This window comes from Sphingopyxis sp. (assembly GCF_035944815.1).
In the GTDB taxonomy this organism is placed as follows: Bacteria; Pseudomonadota; Alphaproteobacteria; order Sphingomonadales; family Sphingomonadaceae; genus Sphingopyxis.
Genome location: NZ_DASZAU010000013.1, coordinates 533,491 through 556,573 on the forward strand (window position 1 = coordinate 533,491; position 23,083 = coordinate 556,573).

General features: G+C 63.9%; 17 protein-coding genes. 4 read left to right on the plus strand and 13 right to left on the minus strand.

Annotated features, from left to right (window positions below; genetic code table 11):
• Nucleotides 1-36: 36 nt before the first annotated feature.
• The 4 genes from ligD to VGU00_RS19985 form a co-directional block, all read right to left on the minus strand.
• Complete coding sequence (ligD, locus tag VGU00_RS19970; protein WP_327471704.1) at nucleotides 37-2,541, minus strand: DNA ligase D; 2,505 nt, start codon at nucleotides 2,539-2,541, stop codon at nucleotides 37-39.
• Nucleotides 2,528-3,058, minus strand: a complete 531-nt coding sequence (locus tag VGU00_RS19975; protein WP_327471706.1) for an MgtC/SapB family protein — start codon at nucleotides 3,056-3,058, stop codon at nucleotides 2,528-2,530. The genes ligD and VGU00_RS19975 overlap by 14 nt, the downstream gene beginning before the upstream one ends.
• Nucleotides 3,058-3,948 carry a Ku protein gene (locus VGU00_RS19980; RefSeq protein WP_327471708.1) on the minus strand — a complete coding sequence of 297 codons (891 nt, stop codon included), beginning with the start codon at nucleotides 3,946-3,948 and terminating at the stop codon, nucleotides 3,058-3,060. Before VGU00_RS19980 ends, VGU00_RS19975 begins: the two co-directional genes overlap by 1 nt.
• Before the next feature lie 65 nt (nucleotides 3,949-4,013).
• Nucleotides 4,014-5,018 (minus strand): pyridoxamine 5'-phosphate oxidase family protein, encoded by a 1,005-nt coding sequence (locus VGU00_RS19985; RefSeq protein ID WP_327471709.1) that lies wholly within the window; start codon nucleotides 5,016-5,018, stop codon nucleotides 4,014-4,016.
• A 146-nt stretch (nucleotides 5,019-5,164) separates the two neighbouring features.
• Here VGU00_RS19985 and VGU00_RS19990 point away from each other — a divergent pair, with 146 nt between their 5' ends.
• Nucleotides 5,165-7,354, plus strand: a complete 2,190-nt coding sequence (locus VGU00_RS19990) for a TonB-dependent siderophore receptor (RefSeq protein WP_327471711.1) — start codon at nucleotides 5,165-5,167, stop codon at nucleotides 7,352-7,354.
• Nucleotides 7,355-7,412: 58 nt separating this feature from the next.
• Here the strand turns inward: VGU00_RS19990 and VGU00_RS19995 are convergent, their stop codons facing one another.
• Nucleotides 7,413-7,592, minus strand: a complete 180-nt coding sequence (locus tag VGU00_RS19995) for a hypothetical protein (RefSeq protein WP_327471713.1) — start codon at nucleotides 7,590-7,592, stop codon at nucleotides 7,413-7,415.
• The gene (locus tag VGU00_RS20000) at nucleotides 7,589-8,755 is read right to left on the minus strand and encodes a PepSY domain-containing protein (protein WP_327471715.1); all 1,167 of its coding nucleotides are present in this window, start codon (nucleotides 8,753-8,755) and stop codon (nucleotides 7,589-7,591) included. The genes VGU00_RS19995 and VGU00_RS20000 overlap by 4 nt, the downstream gene beginning before the upstream one ends.
• 235 nt (nucleotides 8,756-8,990) lie before the next feature.
• Between VGU00_RS20000 and VGU00_RS20005 the strand changes: the two genes are divergently transcribed.
• A complete protein-coding gene (locus VGU00_RS20005; RefSeq protein WP_327471717.1) occupies nucleotides 8,991-9,449 on the plus strand; it encodes a hemerythrin domain-containing protein in 459 nt (152 codons plus the stop codon).
• Here VGU00_RS20005 and VGU00_RS20010 read toward each other — a convergent pair.
• Both VGU00_RS20010 and VGU00_RS20015 read right to left on the minus strand, forming a co-directional pair.
• A complete protein-coding gene (locus VGU00_RS20010) occupies nucleotides 9,421-11,055 on the minus strand; it encodes a ShlB/FhaC/HecB family hemolysin secretion/activation protein (RefSeq protein WP_327471719.1) in 1,635 nt (544 codons plus the stop codon). The two genes, VGU00_RS20005 and VGU00_RS20010, sit on opposite strands and share 29 nt — an antisense overlap.
• 11 nt (nucleotides 11,056-11,066) lie before the next feature.
• On the minus strand, nucleotides 11,067-12,023 hold the full coding sequence (locus VGU00_RS20015) for a hypothetical protein (protein WP_327471721.1): 957 nt from the start codon (nucleotides 12,021-12,023) through the stop codon (nucleotides 11,067-11,069).
• Nucleotides 12,024-12,389: 366 nt separating this feature from the next.
• On the opposite strand from VGU00_RS20015, the gene VGU00_RS20020 reads away from it, so the two are divergent.
• Complete coding sequence (locus tag VGU00_RS20020; protein WP_327471722.1) at nucleotides 12,390-14,684, plus strand: TonB-dependent receptor; 2,295 nt, start codon at nucleotides 12,390-12,392, stop codon at nucleotides 14,682-14,684.
• A gap of 100 nt (nucleotides 14,685-14,784) precedes the next feature.
• The gene (locus VGU00_RS20025; RefSeq protein ID WP_327471724.1) at nucleotides 14,785-15,060 is read left to right on the plus strand and encodes a DUF3297 family protein; all 276 of its coding nucleotides are present in this window, start codon (nucleotides 14,785-14,787) and stop codon (nucleotides 15,058-15,060) included.
• 35 nt (nucleotides 15,061-15,095) lie between these two features.
• Here the strand turns inward: VGU00_RS20025 and VGU00_RS20030 are convergent, their stop codons facing one another.
• The 5 genes from VGU00_RS20030 to drt3a form a co-directional block, all read right to left on the minus strand.
• On the minus strand, nucleotides 15,096-16,064 hold the full coding sequence (locus VGU00_RS20030) for a glycoside hydrolase family 5 protein (protein ID WP_327471725.1): 969 nt from the start codon (nucleotides 16,062-16,064) through the stop codon (nucleotides 15,096-15,098).
• A gap of 115 nt (nucleotides 16,065-16,179) precedes the next feature.
• Complete coding sequence (locus tag VGU00_RS20035; protein WP_327471726.1) at nucleotides 16,180-16,755, minus strand: CHAP domain-containing protein; 576 nt, start codon at nucleotides 16,753-16,755, stop codon at nucleotides 16,180-16,182.
• 197 nt (nucleotides 16,756-16,952) lie between these two features.
• On the minus strand, nucleotides 16,953-19,307 hold the full coding sequence (locus tag VGU00_RS20040) for a putative bifunctional diguanylate cyclase/phosphodiesterase (RefSeq protein WP_327471728.1): 2,355 nt from the start codon (nucleotides 19,305-19,307) through the stop codon (nucleotides 16,953-16,955).
• A 562-nt stretch (nucleotides 19,308-19,869) separates the two neighbouring features.
• Nucleotides 19,870-21,849 carry an antiviral reverse transcriptase Drt3b gene (gene drt3b / locus VGU00_RS20045; RefSeq protein WP_327471730.1) on the minus strand — a complete coding sequence of 660 codons (1,980 nt, stop codon included), beginning with the start codon at nucleotides 21,847-21,849 and terminating at the stop codon, nucleotides 19,870-19,872.
• A complete protein-coding gene (gene drt3a, locus VGU00_RS20050) occupies nucleotides 21,842-23,071 on the minus strand; it encodes an antiviral reverse transcriptase Drt3a (RefSeq protein WP_327471732.1) in 1,230 nt (409 codons plus the stop codon). Before drt3a ends, drt3b begins: the two co-directional genes overlap by 8 nt.
• Nucleotides 23,072-23,083 lie beyond the last annotated feature (12 nt).

Consider the following 23,083-nt stretch of genomic DNA (forward strand, 5'->3'; position numbering starts at 1 on the left):
GCCTATTAGAAATCTAACCAATTTCGGTGCGGCGACTCAGATGCCGGGGAGGGGCTGGTTGGCGAAGCCCCAGCTCCTGAGGTCGGGGCTGGCGGCATGGCCCAGCAACGCGGTGCCATCCTTGATGGTCCACTGTCCGGCCTTCGTCGCATCGGCGAGCGCGTCCCAGCCGATCGGCACCGCGACGGGCGCGCCTTCGCGCGCGCGCACGGACCAGGGCATGATCGCGGTGCTGCCGCGCTGGTTGCGGAGCCAGTCGATGAAGATCTTTCCCTTGCGCTTCGCCTTGCTCATCGTCGCGACATAGCGGTCGGGTTCGGCGAGACTCAGCGCCTCGGCGAAGCGTTTCGCAAAATCCTTGTGCGCGTCCCAGCCGTGACCGGGATCGACCGGCACGACGACATGGACGCCCTTGCCGCCCGAGAGCATCGCGAAGCTGACGAGGCCGATATCGGCGAGCTGGCGGCGGATGTCGAGCGCGGCCTTTTTGACGTCGGCGAAAGCGAGGCCTTCGTCGGGGTCGAGATCGAACACCATGCGGTCGGGTTTTTCGAGCGCGCCGACATGGCTGGCCCAGCCGTGAAACTCGATCGTCCCCATCTGGACGCAGGCGAGGATGCCGTCGGCGTCGTCGACATAGAGATAATCCTCATGCCCGCCGTTCTTCTCCTTGATAGGGACGTGATGGACATGCGCGCCGAAGCTGCCTGCGTCATGTTTCTGGAAAAAGCATTTCTTGCCGCGCCCCTGCGGACAGCGGACAAGGCTGATCGGGCGGCGCGCCATATGCGGCAGCATGACCGGTGCGATCGCCGCGTAATAATCGGCGAGGTCGCCCTTGGTCGCCTTCGCCTCGGGGAAGATGACGCGGTCGCGGCTGCTGATCGTCACGTCGCTTGCCGGTGCGGGGGCGGGCTGCTTCTTCTCGGGGGTCACATCCTTGGCCTCCTTGTCGTGGCGCAGCCCGAGAAAGCTCGCGTGGCGGACCGATCCGCCCGCGGTATATTCGGCGAAGGCGATTTCGGCGACGAGCTCGGGCTTCAGCCAATGGGCCTTGCGCGCGGTGGCGGCGTCGACGTCGAGCGGGGCGGTCTTGCGCTCGAGCCGCGCGAATTTCTTCGCGAGATCGGCGATCGTGTCGGCGTCGAAGCCGGTGCCGACATTGCCCTTGTAGATGAGCGTATCACCCTCGCGCTGCGCGAGAAGCAGCGACGCGAAAGCGCGACCCTTTGCCGATGACGCGTTCCAGCCGACGATGACGAATTCCTGCCGGCGGGTGCATTTGACCTTCACCCAGCTTTGGCTGCGGCGGCCGACATAAGCGGCGTCGGCGCGTTTCGCGATGATGCCCTCCTGTCCCGCGCCGCACATCGCGGTGTAGAGCTTCTCGCCGGCGCCGATGACATGGTCGGCGACCGCGACCGGAGGTCGGGCATCGCGGAGCAGTGCTTCGAGCCGTTCCTTGCGTTCGAGATTGCCGAGCCTGGCGAGGCTTTTTCCCTCGAGTTCGAGGAGGTCGAAGGCGAAGAAATGGAGGTCGGTCGCATCGTCCTGCGCGCCATGGCCGCGCTTGAGCACCGCCTGCAGCGAGGAGAAATCGGGGTTGCCGTCCTTGCCATAGGCGACGATCTCGCCGTCGATCAGCGAGGGGGGCAGGTCGAGCGCGGCGATATGGCGGACGAGCGGCGCGAACTTGTCAGTCCAGTCGAGGCCGTTCCTTGTGTAGACGCGCACGTCGCTGCCCGCCGCCGCGATTTCGGCGCGGTAGCCGTCATATTTGATCTCGTGAAACCAGCCGTTGCCGCCGGGCACGGCATCGACGAGCGTCGCGAGCTGGAGTGGTCGAAATTTGGGCGGTTTGCCTTTGGGCTTCGTCTTGGCGACCCTGCGATTATGCGCCGCGGCATCGGCCATCTTCTTGGCGAAGTCCGCGCCCTTCGCGTCCTGCAGCGATTGCGCGCCGCCGGCGTCGCCCGCGATTTCGGCCATGCTGCGACCGGTGAGGACGCTGGTGAGCTGGCGCCCGACGAGGTCGTCGCTGCCGCCCGCATAGGCGTCGTCGATTTTGCGCAGCAGCCAGTTCTCGCGCTTCTCGCCCGGGCGCGGCTTCATCCGCACAAGCAGCCATTCGCCCTTCATCCGGGTCCCGTCGAGGGTGAAATGGAGATGGCCCTTCTCGATGTCCTTCGCGCTCTTGCCCTCGATCGGCGCCCAGGTGCCGCGGTCCCAGAGCATCACGCTGCCGCCGCCATATTCGCCCTTGGGGATCACGCCCTCGAAATCGGCGTAGGACATCGGATGGTCTTCGGTGCGCACCGCGAGGCGTTTGTCGGCGGGGTCGGCGCTCGGGCCCTTGGTCACCGCCCAGCTTTTGAGCACGCCATCGACTTCGAGGCGGAAATCATAGTGGAGCCGCGTCGCGTCATGCTTCTGGACGATGAAGCGGTTGTCGGCCCCCTTTTCGACCTTGCCCGCGGGTTCGGGGGTCAGCTTGAAATCGCGCTTGGCGTTATATTGGGCGAGGGGGTCAGCGCGGGACATCCCCATCCTCCGCTTTTGGCCCGTGCTTTTCGGCCCCGCCTTTCTCGGGCCCATCCTCCACCTCGGGCAGTCGGCGTTCGACGAACCGCAGCAGGACGAGAAGCACCAGCGCCAGCCCGGCGGTGATGAACACGACGGCGAAATAGCCCGCGCCGCTGGCGATGCCGATCGCCGCGGTCAGCCAGATATGCGCCGCGGTGGTGAGGTTGCGCACCTCGCCGCCCTTCACGATGATCAGCCCCGCCGCGATGATGCCGATCGCCGCCGCCATGCCCTCGATTACCCGGAGCGGGTCGATCGACGAATCGGCGCCGCCGAGCTGGTGATAGAGCGCGATCGCGACGACGGTCATCAAGGACGAACTCAGCGCGACCATCCCGTGCGTGCGGAGGCCGGCGTCATAGCCCTTGAGCTCGCGGTCGAGTCCGAGCAGCAGTCCGACGAGCGTCGCGACGCCGAGGCGCAGCAGCACCTGCATGTCGATCGTTTCCCACCACAGCGCCTCGTTGAGTTCCATCAGGCGCGCTTTCGCTCGGCCGTTTTTTTGGCCGGCGCTTTTTGGGGCGGCGCCTTCTTTGCCGTGGTCTTCTTCGCTTCGGCGGCGGGCGCTTTTTTCTTGCCGTCGACCGAAGCTTTCAGCGCCGCCATCAGGTCGATGACGTTCGAGCCCGAATGGATCGGGCCGGGTTCCTCGACATCCTCGAGCACGCGCTTGCCCTTGGCTTTCGCCTTCTTCGCGATCACGCGCTTGAGCGCGTCGACATAATGATTGTGATAGTCCGACGCGTCGAACTTGCCGCTTTTCTTGTCGATCAGCGTTTCGGCGAGGTCGAGCAGGTCGGCGTCGGGTTTGGCGTTGCCGACATCGCGGAAATAGTTGGCCGCCTTGTTCACCTCGTCGGCATAGCGCAGCACTTCGAGGACAAGCCCCTTGCCGCAAGGACGCAGTCCGACAAGCTGTTCCTGCCCGCGCACCGACAGCTGGCCGAGCCCGACCTTCTTCGTGCGCTTCAGCGCCTCGCGAAGGACGATATAGGCCTCTTCGGCGAGTTCGTCGGCGGGGACGACATAATAGGGCTTGGCATAATAGAGGATGTCGATGTCGTTCGCGTCGACGAACTGGAGCAGCTCCAATGTGCGCTTGCTCTCGAGCTTCACCGCCTCGATCTCTTCCTCGTCGAGCAGGACATAATTGCCCTTCGACGTCTCGTAGCCTTTGACAATGTCGTCGGTGTCGATCGGTCCGATGCCGGGCACGATCTTTTCATATTTGACCGGCTTGCCGCTCGGTTCGTGGATCTGGCGAAAGCTGATCGCGGCGCCCGATCGGGTCGCCGCGTAGATTTCGACCGGGATCGACACCAGCGCGAGGCGGATCTGTCCCTTCCAATAGGCGCGTGCGGCCATGGCACTCCCTTTCGCTCTCCCATTCGGAGTCGGAGTCCAAATGATCGGGATGCCGAGCGGTTCCGTTAGTAGAGGTTGGTCTTGTAATCCTTGTCGAGGCTGCTCTGCATCAGCCCGGGGATGGAGACGAAGGCGCTCGCGACGCGCGCGCCGATCCCCTTGTCCTTGTTGAGCCGGACATGCTCGGCGAACATCTTTGCCGGCTTGATGTCGGTGGGTGCCGCGGTCGCGGGCCAGAGGCTGGCGCGGGCGAGTGCCGCGCTGGGGCGCCGTTCGATCGCGACTCCGTCGACGCGCGTCGCGAGCTGCGGCACCTTGCCCTGCACCTCGAAACTCGCGCGCGCGGTCGCATCGTCGGTGAGCATCGCCGCGCCGCGCACGATCGCGACCTCGCTGGCGCCGGGGACGAGCAGCGCCGCGGCGATGCGCGGCTGCGCGATGATGTTGCGGAAACTGTCGGCGCGGCGGTTGCCCGGGCGGTCGGCGAACCAGAGCTGGTCGCCCGCAAGATGCGCCATCGATCCCGCCGGATCGCCTTTCGGGCTGAGGTCGGCGGCGCCCGCCGCGTCGATCGTCGCGAGCGCCATGAAGCGCGCCGCACCGACGAAATCGGCGGCGGAAGCCGGCGCCGCGGCCTGCGGATCGGCCGCCCAGAAGCCCGACCGGATCAGCGCCTTGGCGCAATGCCCATAGCATTCGGCGACCGCAACGCGCACGATCCCGTCCTCGACAGCGGCGACATGGCCGTTGACCCGCAGCGTTTCGCCGATGCCGGGAATCAGGAACAGCGACCCGAAGCGCGCACCGGGCTGCGCGAGCGCGGGATCGTCGAGCGCGTCCAGCGGCATCGCCAGCACCCCGCGATCGGCGGTAGCGAAACCGGGCGTGCCGCCGGCGAGCGTGATCGCGATCCCGGTGTCGGCGGACGCGAAGCCCGCGAACATCAATGGCGACGCGGCGAGCCAGCGCGCCGCGACCGGATCGATATGGTCGATGACCTTGAGATTGACCGCGGGCGGCGTCTTGCCGAGGATCGTTTCGAGCCCCGCGATGCTGTCGATGTCGCTCACCGTTTGCTCCCTTTGCGCGCCGAGATGGCCCGATTGAAACGATTTCTGGCCCGAACGATGGATTGCTCCATCGTGCCCTTATTGCAAATCACTCGCATTTACTTTAGCGCGATCGGCAGGACCGATCAAGTTTAAGGGGTATGGAAATGCGCAGATTTACGGGGCTCGCCCTTCGCACCAGTGCGTTGCTGATGGCGGGGGCGGCGTGGGCGCCGTCGGCCGTGCTCGCGCAGGATACCGCACCGGCAGCCGACACCACCGACGAAGGCGGGGTCGAAGCCGTGAAGCAGGACGATGGCGCGATCATCGTCACCGCGCGGCGCTTCGTCCCCTCGGGCGCGATCACCGCGAGCAAGACGACCGCGCCGCTGATCGAAACGCCGCAGTCGGTGTCGGTGATCTCGCGCGACCAGATCGACCTTCTGAACTTCGTCGATGTGCAGCAGGCGGTGCGCTACACCGCGGGCATCGTCGGCGAAAATTACGGCCCCGACCTGCGCTTCGACTTCCTGACGCTGCGCGGCTTCATCCCCGTGCAATATGTCGACGGGCTGCAGGCACCGGTCAGCTCGACGATTTCGAACGTCGGCGTCGACCTCTATGGTTTCGAGGCGGTCGACATCCTGAAGGGCCCCGCGGGCGTCCTCTATGGCACCACCCCGCCGGGCGGCATCTACAACCTCAGCAGCCGCCGTCCCTCGACGCGAACGGGCGGCGAAATCCAAGTCAAATATGGCACCGACGATTTCAAGCAGGTCGCGGGCACCGTCACCGGCGAGCTTGCCAACGGGCTCAGCGCGCGGCTGACCGGCCTCTATCGCGACCGCGACGGCCAGACTGATTTCGTCACCGCGCGCCGCGCCTATGTCGCGCCCGCCGTGGCGTTCGATATCGGGCCCGATACGAAGATCACCGCGCTCGGCTATTATCAGTGGGACCGCGTCGAGGGCGACACCAACGGCTTCCTGCCCGCGGTCGGCGTGCTCGTCCCGAACCCGGTCGGCAAGGTGCGCCGCGGGGTCAACCTCGGCGAGCCCGATTATAATTATTACCGCCGCGAGCAGTGGAGCCTCGGCTACGAGTTCACCCACCGCTTCTCGTCGGCGCTGCGCTTCACGCAGAATGCGCGCTGGAGCGATTACAGCGAATATCAGCAGATCATCTATGCCAACGGGCTGTCGGCGGACAATCGCACGGTGACGCGCTCGAACTTCCCCTTTGCCGACGATGTCCAGCAGTTCGCGGTGGACTCGCGTCTCGACGCGCAGTTCGCGACCGGCGCGATCGAGCATCATGTCCTCGCCGGGCTCGACTATCGCAATTACCGCGAGCAGTCGGCGTTCAACTTCCTCGCCGCGACGAACATCGACCTGTTCAACCCGGTGTACAGCGCGACGCCGATCCCGGCGCCGACGTCGCTGTTCGATTTCACCAACCAGCGGCTGAAGCAGACCGGCTTCTACCTGCAGGACCAGGCGCATATCGGGAACCTCATCCTGACGCTGTCGGGGCGCCACGACTGGATGACGATCAACAATTATGCGACCGCCGCCGCCTTCCCCGAAGTGAAGGAAAAGAAGTTCACCTGGCGCGCGGGCGCGACCTGGGTCACCGACAGCGGCATCGCGCCGTACATCAGCTATGCGACCTCGTTCCAGCCGCTCGTCGGCCAGACCTTCGCCAACGAAGCCTTTGACCCGAGCGTCGGCAAGCAGATCGAGGCGGGGATCAAGTTCGACGGCCGCAACATGGGCGACGATTTCAAGATTTTCGCGACGGGCGCGATCTATCGCATCGTCCAGAGCAACGTGCTGACGCCCGATAACGCCAATCCCGGCTTCTCGCTCCAGACCGGCGAAGTCACGTCGAAGGGCCTCGAACTCGAGGTCGTCGCGCGCATCCGCCAGCAGCTGTCGATCAACGCCTCCTACACCTATCTCGATGCGAAGGTGACCGAGAGCAACAACCCCGCCGAAGTCGGCGGTCGTCTTGCGGCGCAGCCGCGGCACAAGGCATCGCTGTTCGTCGACTATACGCATGACAGCGGCGTCGGCGGCGGCATCGGCATCCGTCACCTGAGCAGCAGCAACGGCGTCGTCGCGCGGCGCGGTGCGACGGTCACGACGCCGAGCGGGATCGTCATCCCGGCGACCTTTACCAGCCCGGCGGTGACGCTGTTCGACGCGACGCTGCACTATGACCTTCCCGGCTGGCGCTTTGCGATCAACGCCAGCAATCTGTTCGACAAGCGCTATGCGGGGCGCTGTACCGGCCTTGCCAACTGCTTCTTCGCCGAAGGGCGCCAGATTGTCGGCACCGTGACCAAGCGCTTCTGAGGCGCTGCCTGTACGAATATCGGGGGGCCGCGGGACAATCTCGCGGCCCTTTTGCTGCCTAGCGCCGCTTCGCCTTTATCGCCCAGCCGACCGCGAGCACGGGGATGCCGAGCGCGACCCACGCCGCGCCGTCGCGCCAGCCGTCGCCGGTGAGTGCGACGACCAGCCCCGCCACGCTGAGCAGCGCCAGCAGCGACGGGGCGGCAAAGATCCGGTGCAGGGGCTGCGGCTTTTTCATTCGGCGGGGACGATCGTGCCGCCGCTCTCGACCTCGCGGACGAGCGCGTCGGTGCCCGCGCGGCGCTTGCCGAGCCAGAGGTAGAGGCCCGAGCCGAGTATGACTATCGTGAACAGCGTGAGGATCGCCCAGAGCAGCTTGAGCGGCAGCCCGCCATAGTCGCCGAAATGCAGCGGCTGCGACACGAACAGCGCCTGCGCGTACCAGGGCATCGCGCGCGCGTCGGTGAACGCGCCCGTCTCCGCATCGACGAGCGCGGGGGTGAGCAGCCGCTGGGTCAGCGGGGTCGCGCCCTGAAAGAAGATGGCGACATGATGCTTGCTGCTGAAGCCGCCGCCGGGAAAGGCGATGAACTGCGGGTTGTTGCCGGGAACCGCGCGGCGCGCCGCCGCCATCGCCTTGTCGATCGAGCCGTAATTTTCGGGCAGCACCGCGCCCTTGCCGTCATAGGCGCGGACCATGTCGGCGAGCTCGGTCGTCTGCCACTGCGCGAAGATCGGCGTCGCCAGCGCATTGATGATGCCCGTCGCGCCGACGACGGTCATCCACGCGAGCGCGGTGATGCCGAGCAGATTATGATAGTCGAGCCATTTGACGCGGCGGCTGCGCGATGTGCGGAGCGTGCCGAAGTCGAGCTTGCGCATGAACGGCGCATAGAGGACGACCCCCGAGACGAGCGCGACGACGAACAATAGTCCCATCAGCCCGAGGAAGAGCATGCCGGGCAGGCCGAGGAACATGTCGGTGTGCAGCTGGAGGATGAAATGCATCACCCCGCTTTCGTCGACCGCGCCGGTCGCAAGGCCCGTCGAGCGGTCCCAGAGCTGGATCGTCATCTCACTGTCGGGCGAATCTGGGCGCGGCGCGGTGGTGATCGTCATCGACGGATTGTCGTTGTCGAACGCCATGAAGACCGGGACCTCGCCGGGCCGCGCGGCGAGCGCCTTCGCCAGCATCTCGTCGAGCGGCTTGAGACCCGGCGCTTCGCCCGAGGAACCGACCCCGGGCAGGCCATATTGCGGCGCGGCCTCGGTCAGCGCGTCGATTTCGTCGTGAAAGATCAGCGGCAGGCCGGTGATGCAGAGCATCAGCAGGAAAGCGGTGGAAAGGATGCTCGTCCATTTGTGGACGAGGAACCATGCGCGGATGGTCGATCGCTGCATATGATGGCCGCTGTTATTGCGATAAATTCTCAAAGGCCGGCCCTATGGCGCGCTCCCTTGTTTGACAACCCGATTCGCCGCGGCGACCGCCTCGTTCGGGCCGGCTATCGACGCGATCGGGCCACCGGTTTCGGCGGCAAAGGCCCGATTCACTTTCCTTTCACATCGCGTTGCTTATGATGCGGGTTGAGGGACCGCTCGCATCGCTGGAGCCACTATGCCCTTGAGCCGCGAGATGCAGCGACTGCGCGCCGAACATGCGGCGCTCGTCACGCTGTCGCGGATCATCCTCGATATGGCCGCCGCCCCGAACCCGCCGCAGGCGAGCGAACTGGCGTCGGCGCGCGGTGCGCTTCGCGAGGCGCTGGTGCGGCACCTGAAATGCGAGGACTGGATATTATACCCGCGGCTGATGGCGACGGGCGATGCCGACCTGATGCGAACCACGCGTGATTTCGAACTCGAAATGGGGAGCCTGTCGGCCGATTTCGTCGCCTATGACGATAAATGGACTGGCGCGCGCGTCGCGGCGGACTGGGCCGGTTTTCGCCGTGAGACGCAGGCGATATTCGATCAGCTTGCCGTGCGGATCGAGCGTGAGGAGCGCGACATCTATCCGCTCGCCGAGAATCTCTACGCGACCGCGGCGGCCGTCGGCGCCTCCGTCAGGGACGGATCGACAATTTCCAGCTGAGCGCGACGCGCCAGTCCTGATCGAAGCCGGGCACCGGCTGTTTCCACGCATCGGCAAGTTCGAGCCCGATCGTCGCATTGTCGGCATAGGACAGGCGCACGCCGCCGCCCCAGCTGCCGAGCCGGAAATCGGTGCGCGGGATCGCGGTCCGTTCGAGCAGCGTGACGTCGGCATAGTCGGCGAAAGTGTAGATTTCGCTCTTCGCCAGTTTGCCGCTGCGTAGCGGCCGCCATGCGATTTCGCCGAAGGTCGCGACGCCGCGGTCGCCGTTGACCAGCCCGTCGTCGAAGGCGCGGCCAAAGCTGGCGCCACCGACGCTGAAGCGCTGCGCGGCGGGCAGGCGGTCGCGCGTCCAGCGCCCGGTCGCCGCGAGCCGCACCACGGCGACCTTGCCGATCGCCTGGTTCGCCTCGACGCTGGCATCGGCATAGAGGAAGCCCGCCTCGCCCGCGCCGGGATCGACGCGCGCGCCCGCGAAATCGAGCCCCTTCGCGCCGCCGATCCGCGCGCCGAGGACGGTGCGATCCTCGCTGAGCCGGAAGGCGAGGCTGCCGCTCGCGGTCCAGGTCTTTTCGGACGCGATCGTCGACCCGAACAGCGCGTTTTTCGAATCGAGATAGTCGATCCGCGCCGAGGCGATCAGGTTGCGCCGCGTCGCGCGGATCAGCGGATGAGTGACCCCCGCGCCGGCGCTCCACGCCTCGCCGTCGATGGCAGGTCCCTTCGGCCGGGTGCGCAGCGCCGCCGCAGTCAGTTCGAAGCGCGTGCCTTCGGCGCCGACGGGGGTCGAATGGCTTGCCGCGACATAGAGCAAAGATTTGAGATTGACTGCGGCGGCGCCGGTCAGCCGCGTTTCGTCGCCGCTGCGCAGCAGGCTGGTCCCGCGCGCATTGGCTTCGACGATCCCGTCGTCGACGAAGGGGCTGGTGCGCGTCGTGAAGCCGAGACCGATGGTGGGCTTTTTGGCGTCGATCGCAAGGTCGAGCGCAACTGAGCCGGCTTCGTTGCCGAGCGCGAGCGTCGGCGTGACGGTGACGCCGGGAATGTCGCCGATATTGCCGAGCGCGCGTTCGAACCGGGCGCGGGGCAGGGGGCGCTGGCTGCGCAGCGGTTCCGCCATTTTTGCGATCAGCGGCGCGGGCCGGCCCTCGCTTTCGCCGCTGAGCGTGACGGCACCGATATGCCCCTCGGCCGAGGCGACGGTGACGACGCCGCCCGACAGATCCTGTTCGGGGATGACGAGGGTGAAAAGCGCGACGCTCGAGCGGTTATAGGCGCGCGTCATCGCGGCGGCGAGCTTCGCGAGATTGTCCGCCGATGCGGGCCTGCCGACGAAGCGTTGCGCGGCGCGGCCGACATTGGCGGGAACGCCCGCACCGACGAAGCGGATTTCGCGGATGGTGACGTCGGGGCGTGCGCCGAGTTCGACCTTGCCGACCGACAGGCCCTTCGTTTCGGGATCGGGGAGCGGGTCGCGGTCGCCCGCGCCAGGGGCCAGCGGCGGGCGGCCATCGAGCGGCGTCGCGGCCGGCTGGGCGGCGAGCGCCGCGGCGGGAAGGAGCAGCGCTCCCGCCGCCGCGGCACAGGCTATGCGCAGATCGCGCATGGCGGGCGGTATCAGTTGCCGCCCTTGGGCTTGAGGCCGCCGAGCACGGTGCCGACGGTGCCCGTCACCCCGGTGACGATCCCGGTCACCGGATTGGTGGCCGGACTGCCCGCTCCGCCGCCTCCGGTCGCGCCGCCGGTCACCTGACCGAGCGCGCCGGTCGTCGTGGTCACGACATTGCTGACGAGCGTGACCGGCGATCCGGCCGCACCGCCGGGCGTTCCGCCGGTCAGGCCGCCGGTGACGCCGCCGAGCAAATTGCCGCCGGCGCCGGGTTGCAACGTGACGAGCTGGCCGGCCGATCCGACGCCGACGGTCAGCAGGCTGCCGTTCTTCTGGCCGGGCGACAGGAGGCTCGCACCGATCAGCGGCGAGGCGTTGGGGCTGCCGAGCGCGGTCGCCTTGCCGATCGTCGCGGTGATCAGCTGTCCGGGGGCGGCGGCAAGGCCGTCGACCAGATATTGCTGGCCGCTGCCCGTCTGGACGAGCGTCACGCCCGTCGCCTTCACCACGCCGATGACGGTGCCGACGAGATTGGTGCCGCCGGGCACCTTGCCGTCGACCGCATTGGCGAGCAGCAGGCCGCGGTCGGCGACGACGTTGACGAGGCTGCCGGTCTTGACGAGCACGCCGCCGATCACGGGATTGACGTTTTTCGGATCGCCGGTGTTTGCGAGCAGGCCGGTGCCCGCGACGCCGCCGGGGCCGACAAGGCCGCCGACCGCGAGCGCACCGGCGTTGCCGAGGCTGAGGCCGCTACCCGCGGGGCCTGCAGGTCCGGCGGGGCCGGCCGGGCCAGTCGCTCCGGTGGGGCCGGCGGGTCCGGCAGGGCCGACGGCGCCGGTTGCACCACCGGGGCCGACGCTGCCGACGCGGTAGCTGCCAGACGATTCGCAGGCCGCAAGGGTGAGGCATGCCGGGATCAAAAGCAGGCAGGCCGGGCGAAATTCAAGACGAGACAAGCGCATGAAAGCTCTCCTTGATTCTGGGCTCCCCCAAAGGCCTGAAACGAAACGGCCGAATTTAGTTCCATGATTTCACATGGTTAAAACTGGTTAATCATATTTGGAAACCATCTTGGGACCCGCCTGAAGCCGATTGTCCCGGTCCGATGCCTTTTTCGGCTTAACCTTCTTTTTCGGGGTGCCGTGTCGCAACTGCGACAAAAAGAGCGCAGTCGCCACCTGCCCGATAGGGGACATGCGCGCTGCCGCCGATCTTTCTTCATTCCGTCATCGCCGTGTCACGCCTTCGCCGCGGCGAAGCAATATCGCGTCCCTAAAGCCCCCGCGACCCCGGGCCATTTCGGTGCCGGGAAAAGGGGATTTCACCGCATGACCTATCAGTTCAGGAACCGCCTGCGGGCCGGTGCCGCCGCGATCGCCGTCCTGGCCGCGACGCCGGCCTTTGCCGAAGAGGCCGCGGTCGACGCCGTCGATGCGGCCGCCGCCGACGGCGAGGAGATCGTCGTGCTCGGCCGCGGTCAGGCGCGGCAGGTGCAGGAACTCGGCGCCGCCGATATCGCGCTCGAAGTGTCGGGGATCAGCCCGCTCAAGGCCATCGACAAGCTGCCCGGCGTCAATTTCCAGGCCGCCGACCCGTTCGGCGCCTATGAATGGTCGGCACGCATCTCGATCCGCGGCTTTTCGCAGAACCAGCTCGGCTTCACGCTCGACGGCATTCCGCTCGGCGACATGAATTACGGCAACCATAACGGGCTTCACATCAGCCGCGCGATCATCAGCGAAAATGTCGGCCGCGTCGAAGTCGCGCAGGGTGCGGGCTCGCTCGCTGCAGCGTCGACGAGCAACCTTGGCGGTACGATCGAGTTTTTCTCGCGCGATCCGGCCGACACATTCGGTATCGAGGCGTCGGGCACCTATGGCAGCGAAGACACGAAGCGCGCCTTCATCCGCCTCGACAGCGGCGAAATCGCATCGGGCGGGCCGCGCCTGTCGCTGAGCTATGCTTGGGCTGATGCCGACAAGTGGAAGGGCGACGGCGTCCAGCGCCAGCATCAGGTCAATGCGCGCATCGTCCAGCCGGTCGGCGACGGCCAGTTCTTCGGCTTCGTCAACTATTCGGACCGGCGCGAGAACGACTATCAGGATTTGAGCGCCGACATGATCAACCGTCTCGGTTACGGCTGGGACAATTTCGCGAAGAACTGGGATCTCGCGGTCGACGTCGCCAAAATCTACCAGAATCAGGTCAGCCAGAGCGGCGCGTCGGTCCAGCCGCTGCCCTATCCGTCGGCGGGCCTCACCTTCCCGGCGCCGATCGCGACGGTCGACGACGCCTATTATGACGCCGCGGGCCTGCGCAAGGACTGGCTTGCGGGCGTCGGCGTCGATGCGCCGCTGAACGATTATTGGACGATGAAGGTCATGGGCTATTACCATGGCAACGAGGGGCGCGGGATGTGGTTTACCCCCTATGTCACGACCCCCGGTGGCGCGCCGATGACGATCCGCACCACCGAATATGAGATCGAGCGCTATGGTATCGTCGCCTCGAGCATCTTCACGCTCGGTGCGAACAAGATCGAACTCGGCATGTGGTACGAGGATAACGACTTCAACCAGGCGCGCCGTTTCTACGGCCTCGCCGACACCGCCGGGGCGCCGAGCCGCAGCAGCCTGAAGTTCCCGAAAGACCCGCTGGCGACGCAGTGGGATTTCGATTTCAACACCCAGACGCTGCAATATCATGTGCAGGACACGCTCGACCTCGGCAGCTTCCAGATCAACGCGGGGTGGAAGGGGCTGCGCGTCACCAATGTCGCGACGCCGCTGGTCAGCGGGGGCCTCGCTTCGGGGCGCACCGAGGCGAAGGACTGGTTCCTGCCGCAGGCGGGCCTGCTCTATCGGCTCAACGACGATAACGAGTTGTTCGCAAGCTATACCGAAAATATGCGCGCGTTCGAATCGTCGGCGACCGGCGGTCCGTTCGCGACCACGCAGGCGGGTTTCGACGCGCTCAACCTGAAGCCCGAGACCTCGACCACCTATGAGCTGGGTTTCCGCACCAAATCGTCGCGCTTCCAGGCGGTGATCGCGGGCTATTATGTCGACTTCAAGGATCGCATCATCGCCTTTGCCAACGGATCGGGCATCCAGGGCAATCCGGCGATCCTCAGCAACGTCGGCGACGTGCGCTCGTGGGGCGTCGAAGCGGCGGGGACGTACCGCGTCACCCCCGAACTGTCGCTCTTCGCCTCCTATGCTTACAATGATTCCGAATATCAGGACGACGTCGTGAACGCGGCAGGCGCGGTGGTCGCGGCGACCGCGGGCAAGACGGTGGTCAATTCGCCGAAGCATCTCGCGAAGGGCGAAATCACCTGGGACAATGGCGATTTCTTCGCGCGCGTCGGGGCGAACTACACGTCGAAACGCTATTATTCCTATGAAAATGACGCCGAGGTCGGTGGCTTCATCATCGTCGATGCGAGCATCGGTTATCGCCTCAACGAGCGGATCTCGATCCAGGCAAATGCGACCAACCTGTTCGACAAGGAATATGTGTCGACGATCGGCACCAACGGTTTCGCCAATCGCGGCGACTCGCAGACGCTGCTCGCGGGGGCACCGCAGCAGTTCTTCGTGACGCTGAAGGCCGGGTTCTAGCTTATGTAGAGACGGCACCGGCGGGTGCCGTCTCTCAACGATTGACGATGATGGCGCGGTCCAGCTAGGGCCGCGCCATCATTTTTTGGGAAACAAGTTCATGACCGATACGCCCCCCGACCGCATGTCGACCAATCCGCGCTCGCCGCATTTCGACATGGAAGTGCTGCAACGCGGCATCGGAATCCGCTTCAAGGGCAAGGAACGCACCGACGTCGAGGAATATTCGATCTCCGAAGGCTGGATCCGCGTCGCCGCGGGCAAGTCGAAGGACCGTTTCGGCCAGCCGATGACGATCAAGCTGTCGGGCGAGGTCGAGGCCTGGTTCGAAGACGGTGCCGGCGAGGGCGATGCGGGCGACGCGTCGGAAGACTGAGGCTGTTTCCCCCCTCCCGCTTGCGGGAGGGGAAATCAATCGATCCCCGCCATCTTGCGGAGCTGGGCCCGCACGAGCCGGCCCGACTCGGTGACGTCGCTGTCGCGCCAGCGGCCGTCGGTCGCGGTGCCCGGCTTGAAGATCGCGCTTTTCTCGTCCTTGTCGGCGATCGACCAGTTGGCGTAGCTGATCCCGCGCGCCTCCATCCAGTCCCACCAGATTTGCGCTTCGGCGGCGTCGATGCTTTCGTCGCCGCTTGCCTGCGTCGTGCCATATTCGGTGACGAACAGCGCGATGCCGCGGTCGAGCGCCCTTTGCGCCTTGTCGCGATAGGGCTGTTTGTGGCTCGCGGCATAGAAATGGAGCGTATAGGCGAGGTTGGTGCCCGCGACCGGATCGGCCGCTGCCTCGTCGACGTCCTGGCTCCAGCTGCGCGTGCCCAGCACGACGATATTGTCGGGGTCGTGCGCGCGGATCGCCGCGACGACGCGTTCATGATAAGGTTTGAGCACCGCCGCCCAGCCATGTTCGGGCAGCGGCTCGTTATACGTTTCGTAGATGATGTTCGGCCGGTCGCCGTAACGTGCGGCGAGCTTGCCGAAATAGTCGGCGGCTTCTTCCGGGTGCGGCTGGTGCGCGTGCCAGTCGACGATGACATAGAGGCCGAGCGTCGACGCGGCCTCGATCACCCGTTCGATCTTCGCCGCCTCGGCCTCGGGGTTTTCGAGATAGCCGCCATGTTCGACCGCGAGCGCCGCGCGGATCACCGTGATGCCCCATTCGTCGCGCAGCCGCCGCAGCGTCGCCTCATTATAATAGCGCGGGATCCACTGGCTCCAGAACAGGCTCATGCCGCGCAGCGTCACGGGCTCGCCATGCCGGTCGAGCAGCCGGGTGCCGTCGATGCGGAGCTGGCCATGGCGTTCGACCGGGGTTTCGGCGGCGGCGGAGGTCGATCCAAGCAGGAGCGCGACTGCGAGAAAAAGCCGCTTTGCGAAGGCCATAAGATCCCCTGTCCCGGATGGATCATCGAGGCATATCGCCGCCCGCGTACACGGCAAGGCTATTGGTCAGGAATAGGTATGATATTGGTCTGTCCGGCGCACCAGCGCCGGAAACTTACTGGCCGAGCGAGGCGGCGACGGTTTCGAGGCCGTTGCCCGGTTTCCAGTCGTTCTGGGCCCAGACGGGCGCCTTGAAGCTCGGCGCCTTCGACGGTTCGCCGTCGGCATAGATGAAGCCCTGAATGGGGTTGGCGCGCAGGCCAAGGTCGCCGATCGGGGCGTACCAGACGCGGACCATGCTCCAGTCGCCGGCGCTGCTGACATCGACGACGCGCACGTTGCGCTCGATCTGGCCGCGGCGGCCGTTGATCGGCGACCAGTTGGCATGGTCGATCAGGATTTCGCGGTCGCTGACGACTTTCTTCACGACGGCGACATGGCCCATCGGCATGCCGCGCGTGCCGGCGAAGGCCATGACCGCACCCTTGCGGGGCTCTTCGCCGCGTTCGTAGGTGCCGGCGGCCTGCGACCACCAGGTCTTTGCATTGCCGCGGATTTCGACGCCCGATTCGGCGCGGGCAAAGGGGACGCACTGCAGATAGTCGCGGGCAGCGGCCGGAACGCTCGCGATCAGGCCGGTGATGGTCATCACAGACGCGATGGCGGCTGCCAGGTAACGACGATAGAGCATGAAATGCGACCCCCGAGGCTTGTCTTCAAGCGTTGGAGTGTCTTTGCAATGGCTTGCGCCGGCCACCAACCGTGGAGCGATGAGTTGCGCCTGCCGTGCGGTGGACGGGGGAACCTTTTGTTAAGGCGATCCATTCGTCGCGCGAGGGCTTCGATTGGTCGCCGTCGCGCTGCGAATCCGTCGTTTCGCCGCGGCCGTCAGGCAGCGACGTTCGCCACATCCTCGGGGCGGCGAAACAGCGTCAGCACGTCGCTCGCAGGCATCGGGCGCCCGTAATAATAGCCCTGGATATTGCTGCAGCCGAAGCTGCGCAGCGTTTCGACCTCGAGCTCGGTTTCGGCGCCTTCGGCGGTGGTCGACATGCCGAGGCTGTCGGCGAGCGCGACGACGGCGCGGATGATCGCGATCGATTCGATGCTGCCCTTGGCCGCGCCGACGACGAAGCTGCGATCGACCTTGATCGTCGAAAACTGCGTCTTGCGAAGATAGCCGAGCGACGAATAGCCGGTGCCGAAATCGTCGAGGCTGAGCCGGATCCCGAGCCCGATGAGCTGGTCGAGCAGCTGTGCGGCGCCACCGCCGTCGCGCAGGAAGACGCTTTCGGTGACTTCGATCTCGAGCCTTTGCGGCGACAGCCCGCTCTGCGCCAGCGCCGACACGACGACCGAGGCAAAGCTCGGGTCGGTGAGCTGGTCGGCCGACACGTTGATCGCGACCTTCAGGTTCGACGGCCATTTCATCGCTTCATGGCAGGCGGTGCGCAGCACCCATTCGCCGATCGGCGAAATCAGGCGCGCATCCTCGGCGAGCGGAATGAAGCGGCCGGGCGAGACGTTGCCGAGCTTCTGGTTGTTCCAGCGGATCAGCGCTTCGAAACCGTTCAATGTGCCATCGGCGGCGGTCACCACCGGCTGGTAGTAAAGTTCGAATTCGCCGCGTTCGAGCGCGCCGCGCAATTCCTGTTCCATCACGCGCCGCTCCTCGGCCTGCGCGTGGAGCGAGGCGACATAGGCGGCGACGACATTGCCGCCCTTGTCCTTCGATTTGTAGAGCGCAAGGTCGGCGTTGCGCGTCAGCGTCTCGACCGTCGCGCCGTCCTGCGGCCCGATCGCGAAGCCGACGCTCGCGCCGACGAACAATTGATGATTGTCGACGACATAGGGCCGGCTGATCGTTGCGATGATTCGCTGTGCCAGCTCCTCGGCCATTTCGGCCGACGGCAGATTGTGGAGCACAACGGCGAATTCGTCGCCGCCGAGCCGGCCGCAGGTCATCCCGCGCTCCATCAGCCCCTTGAGCCGCGCCGCGACCTGCGCGAGCAATTTGTCGCCGACGGGGTGGCCCAGCGTATCGTTTACCGCCTTGAACCGGTCGAGGTCGATCATCAGCAGCGCGCAGCGCGACTTGGCGTCGACCGCATGCGTCATGGCGCGCGCGAGGTCCTCGTTCAGGCTGAGGCGGTTGGGCAGGCCGGTGAGATTGTCGAAGCGCGCCATCTTGGCGATCTGTTCGGCGGTCGCGCGCTGTTCGGTGACGTCCGAACCGACGCCGCGAAAGCCGAGGAACTTGCCCGCTTCGTCGAGGCGCGGCGAGGCCGACAGTTCCCACCAGCGCGGGGCGCCGCCGATCGTCACGGGGACGATCAGGTTCGAAAAGCTTTCGCGCCGCTTCATCCGTTCGGCCATGTCGTGCAGGCTTTTCGGGAAGAGGCCGGTGTCCCACGCATCGCCCGACAGCGCCTGGAGCAGCGGAATGCCCTCGAGCCCTTCGGCGGTGCCGCCCAGCGCATAGGCAAGGCGCGGCGAGACATGGATCAAGCGCCGGCTGTTATCGGTCTGCCACAGCCAGTCGGCCGAGGTTTCCTCGAACTCGCGCAGCAACAGGCTGACCGTTTCGGTCTTTTCGTGCAGCACCTCCTCGGCGCGGCGAAAGCGGATATGGCTTTGCGCGAAGCGGACGCAGAAAGCGCAGAGCAGCAGCCCGGCGACGAGCGCGACGCCCGCCAGTTGCGGCGCGCCGGCACGGACGAGCGCGATGGCGGCCGACAGCGTGACGGGACCGATGAACAGCGCGCAGGCGAGCGGGACGCTGTGCGCGACGATCGCCAGCGTCACCATCATCAGCACCGCGATCGTCCACATCGACAGCACATGGTCGAGCGTCGGGGAGAGCCCCTGCAGCCAGAAGGGCGATCCCCAGAGAATCGCCGAATAGAGAGCGTGGCGCGTGCAGAGCCGATATTCGGCGACGCCGGGCAGTTTGGGATCGCCGAGCGCGAGGCCCTGGAACTTGCGGTACGACCAGACGCCGAAAATCAGCGCCGAGACCAGCCAGCCGCCGGCGATCGGCAGCGGCACGCTGAGGATCATGGTGAAGGCCGCGACGATCGCCATGCCCATGCCCATCACGAGCCGCAGCGAACCGCGGCCGCGGAGCGGCGCGAGCTGGAGCTGGCGGAGGTTGCCGAGGTCTTCGCCCCGCGGCCCGAGCCCCAGCAGGGTCCGCGCAGGAATCACTTCGGCAGATATCGGGTCGGTCAGCAGGCTTTTCACCCGCCTTGTTTAGCGCGCGGGTATTACCCGAAGGTAACTATCGGACTGTTCCGACGCGAATTTCTGTCCCGACCGGGGACAATAATGCGATCGGGCATAACGGCGGTTTTTGGGTGGAGAACTGCCACTCCCAATATTCGTCATCCCGGACTTGATCCGGGATCCATCGCGGCGCTGAAGGCGTGGACCCCGGATCAAGTCCGGGGGGTATAGTGGATCGCACCGCGTATACACGACCGCCCGCTTGTCGTGGGAAAACCCTTCCATCTAATGCTGCTTTTCGAGCTTTGGCTTTCGTTCGCTAAGGTACGCTGCAGCTTTGCCGCTTTCGACAAATCAATTGGCGCTGTCTGGCCAGTTCCGTCTCGTCAAAGTAGGGCCTGAGTGAGCCCATCTGGATGCATTAGGTGTGTGCCTTGCGGCTCTGCGCCGTCGCTAACCACCCGGTAGAAATCGTACCAAATGACGCAACGGACAGTATAAGCCAGCCGCCGCTAACCGCGATGGTCAACAACAAGCCGAGCCTTAAGCGCCCAGATAGACCCAGAGCCAAGATATCACTCTAGTATACCGCGCTCAACTCCTTCTTCCGGATCATTTGCAGGAGGTTGGTAGTGCGCCACTGCACGAACCAAGGCTCCTTTTCGAAAGTTTCGACAACAGTTTGCGACGCCTGAACGGAAACTTGCGCCAGTCCCATTCTTTTCCGAAGACGGTTGAAGAGCCTGCCTCGGCTGGCTCGGTCGATGTACGGGCATCCTAGGATATCCAACGCCAGAAATGCCGATTGGGCGTCAACTCGTGGATCGTCACCTTCAAGCAAGATGGAGCGCGCACGCTCAAACAGTGCCTTCCTAAGGTCAACGAAATGGACGTCATCCTTAATGCAAAACAGGTAGGACACGATCTCGAAATATCCGAGCTTGTCTACCGGCTCGCAAAAATCAACGATCGATTTTCGCACAAGTGCCTCACCTAATCCAACCTCGCCCAGCACTAACAGAACATTGATGGCTTCCAACGGCACCACCTCGACCGACCGAAACCTTCCGGCGTCCTTGAACGCTTTGATGAAATGATACGTCCAAAGAACCAGCTTCTCCCGTAGCAGAGGCACCCGGTCGGGCATCTTTTCCTTGAAGAAGTTGAAGGATTGGATCGCAGATTGCGCGACCCGAAGCGACGAGGAAATGTTGGGATCGACGTCATAAAAGAAGTAGATCGCTTCCAGCAGCAACATGATCGCGCCGACAAAATCTTCCGTTGTCGCATGCTGGCGCTCTATTGCTCGATCGAAACTGGAAATGAGGCCAGTAACCCGCGCCGATAGCGCCCCTATCACGTAGCTTCCAACGGCATCGTAGCCGCATCCTTTATCGAAGCAGCCAGCCTTTATGTCGTCCAAGAACATCCGGAAGATGCTTTCGGAACGCCAAACACGCTTTGGATAGCTGTAGCCATACCCCTCATCGCCACCCAAATTACTCTCTATGAACCGCTCAAAGAAAGCATTGAGCGATCTGTCCGCTTCGTGAACGAGGTGCGACCGCTCGGTAACAAACGGTCGGCGCACAATTGAAGTCTTTTCGTTGTTTAGGTGGAGGTTAAAGCCGGAAAGCTCGAACTCGATCGCGCCAAGAACCTGCGCTGTTACGTCCTCCGATTGGCTAAAGATGTAGAAATCATCGACGTAACGACGGAACTCGTAATCCACCTCCCATTTCCGCCCTTTCATTGTGAGGTGAGCAATCACACGTCGGTCAACTTCGCTGAGGATGAGTTCAGCAAATACCCGGCTAACCTCGGCGCCAACGCAAATGCCATTGGTCTCGTTGAAGTTGACGGATTGCATTAAGCGGTCGAAGCGGTTGCTGAATGTCTGGTGACTCGTATTGTCTTTTGCTGTTTCGATGTCGGTCGTCGCCCAATACAGCGTATGGGTATAGAGACTGTGGAAACATTTCGAGATATCGGCGAGACACATTACCGCATATTTTTTCTCCAGCCGGATATATTGCGGCGAGTTGAAGAACTTAAATGCTCTCGTGACACCTCGGTAAGAGAAATACGAAGCGGGGTTGGAAACCGACGTTTCGATGTCGACGGTATCTATACCGGACTTCTTGAGCTTGTTCCGTTCGCTGTAGGGCCCGCGAACAAAGAACAGACTACCCACTTTGCTCGGCGACCTTATCGACGCCTTCGACTTCCTAGTGTGATAACAAATCAAATGCCCATCATCGCGATAGAATTCAGCAATATCTAGCTGGCCTCCCGGATGAACGAGGCTCAACATCCGAGACGATCTGCCGCCCTTCGTGATATGATACCGATATGGTTTTGTGTACGGTTTTACCGGCTTCAGCAATCGATCCACAAATGATTGTCGATCAATGTTCGCGTGAGGCGCAGACTTAATATTGCGGTAAAAGCCGTCGTTAGAAATTATAATCGGAATGTCGCCGGGCATGGTATCAGTCACAAGGGCGCGGAGGTGATCGGACCTGTGTATATTCCCTTTGGCAACGACCCGCTTACGCATGGCGCCACACCGCCACTAGCTCGGCAAGGCGGACCGGCGAAAAGGAATAAAAACGGCGCTGTTGGTGACCGCCTCGAAAAGACAGCCTGACAAGTTCGCGGCGCTGCTGCTTTGAAAGCCCCGGGCGGAGCTTGTTTAGAGGATGAGGCGACATCACGACGTTGCGAAAGAACTTGTCCAAATCATCCAACGCTTTTGAAGAGCCGACATCGATTAGAGGGTAGTTGAAATGGATGCCTGACACGCGACGCACCCCCGTGGCGCGATCCACAAAATTGAAGTTCCCGGTAATCAGCCTGCACCGGGAACGCAAATCGATGTAGTTGCCGTCTTTTGAAAACTGCGTGAGCGCCTTCGCAACTCGAGTTTTTATCTTTCTTACCTTCGAAGGCGCGATATCGAGTGTGACGGCCCGCATCACGGCGCCGCCCGATCGCACAGGCCGGTCAACGTTGAAACGATATCCTAGAAAATCGATTGAATGCGCTAAACCTGTGATGGCTTTGTCATACCCATCGAAATCGCGAACCAAGCTTTTGCTGTTGAAAACAAGGCCTTCGGGAAGGGCTGCCTTAGCGTCGTTCTCGAAAGCGGTACGATCTTCTCGCCCGCTCGTGACGATGAAGATATCGTCCACGAACCGCGCATAGAACCATACATGGGCAACGTTGGATATGTATTCGTCGAAGGGCCGGAGTAGGTACTCGGCAAGCGTCGCGCTTAAACCGAGGCCCCGGGGCAGTCCGCTTACGCCGTGTGCTTTGGCGATCGCGAAAAAGGTACTCAATGCGACCGCAGATTGCCCTGAAAAACCCTCATCATTCCTCAGTCTATCCAGAATTCCTGGAATATTGGCATTTTCGTAGAAGGATTTAATGTCAAACTTATAGACCCTGTAAGCGGTGCCTTCGCGCAGCATGGTACGAATGCACTCGATGAGGAACTGTCGGTCATCCTGCTTGGCACCGGTAATGTAACGTATGTTCTTCGAGACATGACGAAGCACGAGCAACTGAGCAATGTCGGTGACTTGGTGAATGTGCTTGCCGCGCAGCTTCGAGTTCAAAAATGAGACTGTGGCAAATCCGTTTCTGCCGATCTCAGCGGCACTATCGATCACTGCTTGTCGATTGTCTTTATTTAATAGCGATGGATCAGCTACGAAATCACCAGGCAGGAAATGGCGCGCTAGCGTGCGAGCATGTATGGTTGGATCGTACATGTTTCCCGCCCC

Excerpts from the sequence above, each read along its gene's own strand:
- VGU00_RS19995 (WP_327471713.1), bottom strand. The coding sequence starts at position 7,592 with ATGAAAAAGCCGCAGCCCCTGCACCGGATCTTTGCCGCCCCGTCGCTG.
- VGU00_RS20030 (WP_327471725.1), bottom strand. The coding sequence starts at position 16,064 with ATGGCCTTCGCAAAGCGGCTTTTTCTCGCAGTCGCGCTCCTGCTTGGA.
- VGU00_RS20015 (WP_327471721.1), bottom strand. The coding sequence starts at position 12,023 with ATGCGCTTGTCTCGTCTTGAATTTCGCCCGGCCTGCCTGCTTTTGATC.
- VGU00_RS19980 (WP_327471708.1), bottom strand. The coding sequence starts at position 3,948 with ATGGCCGCACGCGCCTATTGGAAGGGACAGATCCGCCTCGCGCTGGTG.
- VGU00_RS20000 (WP_327471715.1), bottom strand. The coding sequence starts at position 8,755 with ATGCAGCGATCGACCATCCGCGCATGGTTCCTCGTCCACAAATGGACG.
- VGU00_RS19975 (WP_327471706.1), bottom strand. The coding sequence starts at position 3,058 with ATGGAACTCAACGAGGCGCTGTGGTGGGAAACGATCGACATGCAGGTG.
- drt3b (WP_327471730.1), bottom strand. The coding sequence starts at position 21,849 with ATGCGTAAGCGGGTCGTTGCCAAAGGGAATATACACAGGTCCGATCAC.
- VGU00_RS20020 (WP_327471722.1), top strand. The coding sequence starts at position 12,390 with ATGACCTATCAGTTCAGGAACCGCCTGCGGGCCGGTGCCGCCGCGATC.
- drt3a (WP_327471732.1), bottom strand. The coding sequence starts at position 23,071 with ATGTACGATCCAACCATACATGCTCGCACGCTAGCGCGCCATTTCCTG.
- VGU00_RS20010 (WP_327471719.1), bottom strand. The coding sequence starts at position 11,055 with ATGCGCGATCTGCGCATAGCCTGTGCCGCGGCGGCGGGAGCGCTGCTC.
- VGU00_RS20005 (WP_327471717.1), top strand. The coding sequence starts at position 8,991 with ATGCAGCGACTGCGCGCCGAACATGCGGCGCTCGTCACGCTGTCGCGG.
- VGU00_RS20025 (WP_327471724.1), top strand. The coding sequence starts at position 14,785 with ATGACCGATACGCCCCCCGACCGCATGTCGACCAATCCGCGCTCGCCG.
- ligD (WP_327471704.1), bottom strand. The coding sequence starts at position 2,541 with ATGTCCCGCGCTGACCCCCTCGCCCAATATAACGCCAAGCGCGATTTC.
- VGU00_RS19990 (WP_327471711.1), top strand. The coding sequence starts at position 5,165 with ATGCGCAGATTTACGGGGCTCGCCCTTCGCACCAGTGCGTTGCTGATG.
- VGU00_RS20035 (WP_327471726.1), bottom strand. The coding sequence starts at position 16,755 with ATGCTCTATCGTCGTTACCTGGCAGCCGCCATCGCGTCTGTGATGACC.